The sequence below is a fragment of the Clostridium drakei genome, from assembly GCF_000633595.2.
Lineage (GTDB): Bacteria > Bacillota > Clostridia > Clostridiales > Clostridiaceae > Clostridium_AM > Clostridium_AM drakei.
Map to the genome: position 1 here is coordinate 1 of NZ_JIBU02000054.1, position 6,316 is coordinate 6,316.

Genomic DNA, 6,316 nt, shown 5'->3' on the forward strand with positions numbered 1-6,316 from the left:
ACTGGCTTATTTAAAATAAGATTTATATCTTACTTTCACTCTGTTTAATTTTCAAGGATCATTGTGCTACCTTTGTTGATAGCTTTTTAATATTACCATGATTTAAAAACTTTGTCAACATTATTTGTTAACTTTTCTCAAACCTCATCATCTCTCGACGACAGTAGTTATTGTATCACAAATTTCTTACTTATTATTGAATATATATATAATTAAATGAGATTATATGCATTTTTTTCAATATATATATGTTTTTCTTAAATATACTTATATTGATACACTAGGAAAAGTTTACTTTTAACAATTACTATATATCATACAACCTAAGCACTATTTACTCAACTTTCACAGAAAAAATTTTTTAATGATAATTATTGACAATTAATTCAATATTTATTATAATATTTTATGTAAAAAGTAATTTGCTGGAGTGGCGGAACTGGCAGACGCACAGGACTTAAAATCCTGCGGGCTTTAAAACCCGTACCGGTTCGATTCCGGTCTTCAGCACCAAGCGAGGTTTTAAACCTCGCTTTTTTTATTTTTTTATATTCATAGCCACAATATCATAGTAATTTAAAGAACACATTCCACTCTTAAAATTTTCACATGTTATGCAACTCACAAACTCAACTTTGCTATTTTTAGATTCATATAAAGAACTATAAGCTGGACACTCTTCTCCTACTGCCATATACATATTACTAACTAACATACTATTCCACCTTTCTAATTCCAACTCTTCTTTAATATCATTTTATTAACATTAAACAAATTCTTATATTATTATTACCATTAAGAACTTTACTTATAAGTTTCAAATTTATATTTCATTATAAAATATTGCATATAACTAAAAAAGACCTTACTCAAGTTCAATCCATATGAACCTAAGTAAAGACTCTTCATTAAATATAAAAAATTATAGTTTATGTGCAAGAACTAGTCCAAGTATTATTAATCCAATAAATATTCTATACACTGCAAAAACTCTCATAGGACGTTTCTTCAAAAATTTAATAAATTTATCTATTACAAACAAAGCTACTATAAATGAAACAATAAAGCCTACTATTAAAGCTATTATTTGTTCTAAATTACATGTAGAAAAAACATTATGTTTGATTAATGATAACCCGGATGCTCCAACCATCATAGGTATAGCAAGAAAAAATGAAAATTCTGCTCCAACTACGGTGGAAAGTCCTGCTATCCAAGCTCCAATAATAGTAGATGCCGAACGTGACATTCCTGGCCACAATGCTAAACATTGAAATGCACCTATAATAAGTGCTTGTCTAGCATTTATATTAGAAATCGTGATGTGTCTGTTATTATTTCTGTACTTATTTTCAGCATAGATCATCCATACTGCTCCTAAAACTAATGCTACTGCAACAGGTATTGGATAAAATAGCTTATCCTCTATCTTGTCTTTTAATGGAAATCCTATTATTATAGCAGGTATACATGCTATAAGTATGATAATCCAAAATCTCAGTCCTGATTCTTTAGCCGAAACTCTTTCACTTGGTAAAAAGTTTAATAAAGTCTCCTTTATTTTATCCCAGTACAATACAACAACAGCCAATATAGCTCCTAATTGTATAACTACTTCAAACATATCTACATATGCTTTAGGATAAGCTGGTGCCTTAAAATTTATTAAATTTCCAACTATAATCATATGACCTGTAGATGATACAGGCAAAAATTCAGTAAGTCCTTCTACTATTCCTATTACAACAGCTTTTAATATAAGTACTATATCCATACATTCACACTCTCTTTCTTTTCATTAATATATAAATAGAAACTTTCATACTGAAAAATTACAATAACAATTTTTATTATACTATTTTTAATAGATAGTTCTCAACTAATAAATTTAAATAAACATTAAATATTAACATTATTTTAGAATTTAATGTTTATTTAAATATTTGATAACTTCAAGCTTATCCAATAAATTAAGTATGTTTTCTACATGATAATTAAATACTGTGCTAATTTGATCATTTTCCTTTTCTCTCATTGGTTCCTTACTAAACATATCTATAACCCTAATATGATTAATTTCATTAAGTCCACATACCTGTTCTATTGATTCAATTATTTTTAAATGTATATATATTTCATTACATACATTAATAATTTTTTTAATTTCATCTACATACATATTTTTTTGCTGTCTTATTCTAATTTCAGAAGTATAAGTATTTAAATTACTTTTCAACTTTAATATTTCATTTTCTAGTTTATCTAGATTTACTCTTTTATGATTACACAATTTTTCTTCCATAATAATGAATACTTTATCTATAGCAAGTATATATTGATCATATAACTTATCCAAGTGTTTAGGTGGAAGTATGAAATAATTTACAAGTACAGCTACAGTTATTCCTATAAAAGTATCAATTATCCTATTAATACTATACATAAGTGGACTTCTTCCATTTAAATTTAACATTATAGCAAGAAAAACAATACAGGATATAGTTATAGATTTATTCCATCCTAATGAATTGCATATAAATATTAAAATTATAATGCCAATACCACAGAGAATTATGTTATTTGGAGATATAAACGCAAATATAAATCCTATAACTGCTCCTGTGATAGTTCCTAACATTCTATTTTTACCAGTCTTAAAAGAATCTGCAACTGAATTTTGCATAGCTATAACTGATGCTATTACCGCATAAAATATATACTCTCTATTAAATACATGAGCCAAAGCTACACATATAGAAACAGATATCGCTGTTTTTATATTTCTCATACCTATTTTCCTAAATTTCATAAAAATACCTACCTTTAAAAAGTTTAATTATATTATTTATCAGGTACTATTCATGATACACAATTTTAAATTCATTTTCCATGAACATGAATTTAAAAATAACTTACTACCTATAAAATGCTATGTAATATTATAAAAATTAATATTAAATTATTCATTATTCTTTTTCACTAAATATATCATGAAATAATAAAAACTTTGTTTTCACTGACTTTATTGAGTAAAAACAAAGTTTTTATTACATTATTTATGCATATTCAACTATTTTTGTTTCTGGACCAGCTTCAATTATATCTTTAGCTACATTTTTAAACTTCATAAAGTTTTCTTTAAATTTATCTGCTAAATCTACAGCTTTACAATCATATTCTTCTTTATCTTTCCAGGTATTTTTAGGATTCAATATTTCAGAAGGTACTCCCGGACATTCTACAGGCATTAAAACCTTAAATATAGGATGTTCTACATACTCTACATCTCTTAACCTTCCTTCAAGCGCAGCTTTTACCATAGCTCGTGTATAAGAAAGCTTTATTCTATTTCCTTTTCCATATCCTCCATTTAGCCATCCTGTGTTTACAAGATATACTTCTGTATTATATTTATCTATTCTTTCTCCAAGTAGCTCAGCATAAACTGAAGGATTCATCAACATAAAAGGTTCTCCAAAACAAGCTGAAAATGTAGCCTTTGGTTCGTTTATCCCTCTTTCAGTCCCTGCTACTTTACTTGTATATCCAGACATAAAATGATACATAGCAGCTTCCTTTGAAAGTTTTGATATAGCTGGCATTACACCAAATGCATCTGCTGTTAAAAAAATAATTGTATTAGGACTTTCACCTATTCCACTTTTTTCAATATTATCTACATACTCTAACGGATATGCTGCTCTTGTATTTTCAGTATATTTATTACTATTATAATCTGGTTGTCTATTTTCATCCAAAACTACATTTTCAAGCATTGTTCCAAATTTTATAGCATTATATATTTCATATTCCTTTTCTTTATCAAGTTTTATAGTCTTAGCATAACATCCACCTTCAAAATTGAATATTCCATCATTACACCAAGCATGCTCATCATCACCTATAAGTTTTCTTTCAGGATCAGCTGATAAAGTAGTTTTTCCCGTACCTGATAATCCAAAAAATACAGCTGTTTTTTTATCTTCACCAATATTTGCAGAACAATGCATTGGGAGAACTCCTTTCTTAGGTAATAAAAAGTTCATTACTGAAAAAATAGACTTTTTTATCTCTCCCGAATATTGTGTTCCACCTATTAATATCACTTTTTTGTCAAAATTTATAAGTATAAAAGCTTCAGAATTTATTCCATCTTCTTTTCCTTTAGCCTTAAAACCTGGAGCAGAAATAACATGAAATTGTGGATGAAAATCTTCCAAATCTTCTAAACTAGGTTTTCTAAATAATTGATTAGAAAATAGTGCTTGAGAAGCATTCTCACATACCACTCTAATAGGCAAATTGTATTCTTTCATAGCACCTACAAATCCATCAAATACAAACACATTTTTGTTTTCCAAATATTCTGTAACTTTCTCATAAAATCTGTCAAATACGATTTCATCTATAGGTAAATTTGTATCTCCCCAATTTACTTTATTTTCTATGCTGCTTTGCTTTACAATGAATCTATCTTTAGGTGATCTTCCAGTGTATTTCCCTGTATTTACAACTAACGCTCCTTTATCTGATAAAATTCCTTCCTCACGTTTAATTGCAAATTCTGTTAATTCAGATACCGTTAAGTTTCTATAAACGTTTTTACAATTTTTAATATTTATATATTCTAACTTTAAGTTCATGTTATCCCCCCTCAACACTATATAATAATTATTACACCTCTAACAAAAAAATGCAAGAAAAAAATTATATTTTTTATTTTTTGCTAGATTTTTTCAATTTACCTTGCAAAAACCTAGCACACTTATGCTATTTTTACAGATAAATGATATACTATTTCAAATGTGATATACTATTTATGCAAGTTTTTATTTTTTGACTTGCATAAAATAAATAGTATTTTTTTACTTACAAAACAATAAATTACTATTGGATTTTTTTGATATATTAATAAAAATACTAATTATTATCTGCAAAGATAATAATTAGTATTTTAAATTTCTCCTTATGATTTTTACTTTTAATTTTAACTAAAATATTATTACACAAATAATATACTTTGTAATAAACTATAATACTGTTATATAAACATCTATCATAACAAAAAACTGCAAGATGATGTTAAAATAATTTTTACTATCAATTTTAAGTCATAGTATCTATGTTACTAGTTTTCTTTTCTAATTAAATATACTGAATAGACTATAAGTAGTGCTCCAATAACTTGAGTAAACATTACTTGTTCTTTCAAAATAAAAAAGTTGGCCATGTATATATTAATAATGCCATTAATGAGAATAATGTAGCTGAAATTATAGCGTAAATATAGCCTTTTTTCAAACAATCACTTCCTAACTAACCATAAATTTAGCATACATTCTATGAAAATCTATAAATGTATTTTATTTCTTATATTTTTTTTCAAATACAGGTTAACATATATAGTAAAGAAAACAAAGCAGGTGATTATATGAAAAAAAGTATTTATGTTTTTACAGCAATTTTCCTATGTTTAACTTTATATTCAAATGTATCTGAAAAATTTTTATTCAATTCATCCTATTACTCTAAAAATAACAAAGTCTCAAGCTCTAGCTGCTTAAGTTTAAATAGTCAATCGTCAAATCCTAAAGAAGTTTATTTAACTTTTGATGATGGCCCTTGTATAAACAATACAAGAAAAATATTAAGTATATTAAAGGACAATAACGTAAAAGCCTCTTTTTTTGTAGTTGGTATAAAAGCAAATGAAAATCCCCAAATATTAAAGGAAATATCCGATAGTGGCATGTGTATCGGTGTGCATACATATTCTCATGATTACAAAAAAATATACAAAAATTTAAGTACCTATCTTGATGATTATGATGCTTGTTATAATGTTATAAAAAAATTAACTGGTAAAACTCCCTCACCATACATAAGACTTCCAGGCGGCTCTACTAATTTAGTTACAAGCAAAGATAATATAAATTCTATAAAAAAAGCTCTACATGAGAAAGGTCTAAGATATGTAGATTGGAATGTATGTTCTGGAGATGCTGAAAGCCATGTAGTAGCTGTAGATAAGATTAAAAATAATGTTATGACTCAATGTAAAAATAAAGATTTCGCAGTAATTTTAATGCACGATACCTACTATAAGTATTTTACTGTAGATGCATTACCTGATATAATAAAATATTTAAAAAATGAAGGTTATGTATTTAAAACCTTCGACGATATATCTCCCGATGAAGAAGACGAAATGATAAAATTAAAAATAATGAACAAGTAAATAATTAGCTCGTACTTCAAATTTTAAAAATATTATGACGTAAGCATATGTAAGCGAAGTAACTTTCAACTGTATTCC

The 6,316-nt window shown here is 26.5% G+C and carries 5 protein-coding genes and 1 tRNA gene; 2 read left to right on the forward strand and 4 right to left on the reverse strand.

The genetic code is table 11. From position 1 onward, the window contains the following. Positions 1-424: 424 nt before the first annotated feature. Positions 425-513: transfer RNA gene (locus EG57_RS0221960), tRNA-Leu, on the forward strand. Positions 514-538: 25 nt separating this feature from the next. On the opposite strand, the gene EG57_RS26870 is transcribed toward EG57_RS0221960, so the two are convergent. From EG57_RS26870 to pckA, 4 genes are all read right to left on the reverse strand, one after another. Continuing rightward, the gene (locus EG57_RS26870) at positions 539-715 is read right to left on the reverse strand and encodes a hypothetical protein (RefSeq protein WP_200880599.1); all 177 of its coding nucleotides are present in this window, start codon (positions 713-715) and stop codon (positions 539-541) included. A 207-nt stretch (positions 716-922) separates the two neighbouring features. After that, positions 923-1,774 carry an undecaprenyl-diphosphate phosphatase gene (locus EG57_RS0221965; RefSeq protein WP_032079241.1) on the reverse strand — a complete coding sequence of 284 codons (852 nt, stop codon included), beginning with the start codon at positions 1,772-1,774 and terminating at the stop codon, positions 923-925. 150 nt (positions 1,775-1,924) lie between these two features. Next, on the reverse strand, positions 1,925-2,809 hold the full coding sequence (locus EG57_RS0221970; protein ID WP_032079242.1) for an FUSC family protein: 885 nt from the start codon (positions 2,807-2,809) through the stop codon (positions 1,925-1,927). Positions 2,810-3,056: 247 nt separating this feature from the next. Further along, positions 3,057-4,643, reverse strand: coding sequence for a phosphoenolpyruvate carboxykinase (ATP) (pckA, locus tag EG57_RS0221975; protein WP_032079243.1), 1,587 nt, complete (start codon positions 4,641-4,643; stop codon positions 3,057-3,059). Positions 4,644-5,431: 788 nt separating this feature from the next. Between pckA and EG57_RS0221980 the strand changes: the two genes are divergently transcribed. Then, the gene (locus EG57_RS0221980) at positions 5,432-6,238 is read left to right on the forward strand and encodes a polysaccharide deacetylase family protein (protein WP_032079244.1); all 807 of its coding nucleotides are present in this window, start codon (positions 5,432-5,434) and stop codon (positions 6,236-6,238) included. The last annotated feature ends 78 nt before the right edge of the window (positions 6,239-6,316 follow it).

Coding starts and splice junctions, on each gene's coding strand:
- pckA (WP_032079243.1), bottom strand. CDS start 4,643: ATGAACTTAAAGTTAGAATATATAAATATTAAAAATTGTAAAAACGTT.
- EG57_RS0221970 (WP_032079242.1), bottom strand. CDS start 2,809: ATGAAATTTAGGAAAATAGGTATGAGAAATATAAAAACAGCGATATCT.
- EG57_RS26870 (WP_200880599.1), bottom strand. CDS start 715: ATGTTAGTTAGTAATATGTATATGGCAGTAGGAGAAGAGTGTCCAGCT.
- EG57_RS0221980 (WP_032079244.1), top strand. CDS start 5,432: ATGAAAAAAAGTATTTATGTTTTTACAGCAATTTTCCTATGTTTAACT.
- EG57_RS0221965 (WP_032079241.1), bottom strand. CDS start 1,774: ATGGATATAGTACTTATATTAAAAGCTGTTGTAATAGGAATAGTAGAA.